General features: G+C 68.8%; 2 protein-coding genes. Both read right to left on the bottom strand.

What is annotated here, in order from left to right; all coding sequences use genetic code 11:
* Positions 1-67: 67 nt before the first annotated feature.
* Positions 68-982, bottom strand: coding sequence for a SigB/SigF/SigG family RNA polymerase sigma factor (locus ACFT9I_RS40275; RefSeq protein WP_382572879.1), 915 nt, complete (start codon positions 980-982; stop codon positions 68-70).
* Positions 983-1,023: 41 nt separating this feature from the next.
* The coding region (locus ACFT9I_RS40270; RefSeq protein ID WP_382572876.1) for a hypothetical protein at positions 1,024-1,512 on the bottom strand (489 nt) is incomplete at its 5' end.

Below are 1,512 nucleotides of genomic sequence, written 5' to 3'. Positions count from 1 at the left end.
GGTCACGGCGCTGCCGCTTTCTCGTGGTGCCGCCGTCGGCCCCCCAAGGCCGTCGCGTAGCACCCGCCTATTGGTCGGTGAGCATCCCGGCGCGGAGCCGGGTCAGGAGGCGGGACAGGAGCCGCGATATGTGCATCTGCGAGAAGCCGAGTTCCTCGCCGATCTGCCGCTGTGTCAGTTCCTGGCCGTAGCGCATCTCGATGATGCGGCGGTCCTGGTCGCCGAGCTGTTCCAGGAGCGGGGCCAGCGTGTGGAAGTCCTCGACCAGTGCCATGGCGGGGTCGTGGGCGCCGATGGTTTCCGCGTAGGAGCGGCTGTTCGCGCCGGTCTTGCCGCTGTCCACGCCGTCGGTGGGGGCTTCGATGGAGCTGGTGGTGTAGCAGTTGGATGCCATCTGGCCGTCGACAACCTCCTCGTCGCTCAGGCCGAGATGCCCGGCGAGCTCGACGACGGTGGGTTCGCGGCCCAGCGGCCCTACGAGTTGTTCCCTGGCCTTCGTGAGGTCGACACGCAGCTCCTGGAGCCGGCGGGGTACGTGGACGGCCCAGGTCGCGTCGCGGAAGTACCGTTTGATCTCACCGACGATGTACGGAATCGCGAGGGTGGCGAACTCGACTTCGCGCGACAGGTCGAAGCGGTCGATGGCTTTGATGAGGCCGATCGTGCCGACCTGGACGATGTCCTCCATCTCGCCGTTGCCGCGGCTGCGGAATCGGCCGACGGCGAACCACACGAGAGACTGATTCATCTCGATCAGCGTGTTCCGCGCGTACTGGTACTCGCGCGTGCCCTCGTCCAGGTTCCGCAACCGGTCGAAGAACAGCTTCGACAGTACGCGCGCGTCCCTCGGTGCGATGTTCCCCGCGTCCTCGATCCACGGCAGCCCGCCCGTGAACCGGTGAGTCGGAGTCTGCCGCGCCTGCGGGTCTTCCGCGGTCGGAGGTACGGGCGTTGCTGTGGGCTTCTCTGATGTCGTCGTCACGTCGCTCGCCTCAACTTCCGTGGGTACTGCGGTACCGCGTCTCATGTCCTGCCGCCGCCCGGCACGTTCGCACCCCGGTGCACCACCGACCGCAGGTGAGCGGCGGCGGCGTGCGCGGACACGCCGATGAGGTCGGCCGCCTGTGCGTACGTATGACGCCCGAACAGAACGAGTCCCAGCAGCGCCTGTTCCCGCTCGGGCGAAGACCCGCCCGCGGGTGCCTGCGACAGTGGGGCCGGACTGCGGCCCGTGGTTGTTCGGGGGGCGTCTCGCGCGCATCGGTGCCAGAGGGCAGCCGCGAGTCGGCGGCGCTCGGCGTCCGGGGCGACGTCGTCGGGCTGTGTGCCCGCTCCGGCCATGGTGGTGACGAACGCTTCGTCGGCGCTCTCGATACTGGGGAAGAGCAGCCAGGCAAGGGAGTAGAGCGCGGCGGCGTGCCGGTCGTACAGGTCCGAGAACGCTCTTCCGGAGAGTCGCCCGGCCAGTCGTGCGCCGACCGGGACAGCGGTAGTCGGTTCCTGGTCCTGGAC

Source organism: Streptomyces sp. NPDC057137, assembly GCF_042670825.1.
Classification (GTDB): domain Bacteria; phylum Actinomycetota; class Actinomycetes; order Streptomycetales; family Streptomycetaceae; genus Streptomyces.
Note: the sequence above shows the minus strand (reverse complement) of the source record. Positions and strands in the feature narration are given on the sequence as shown.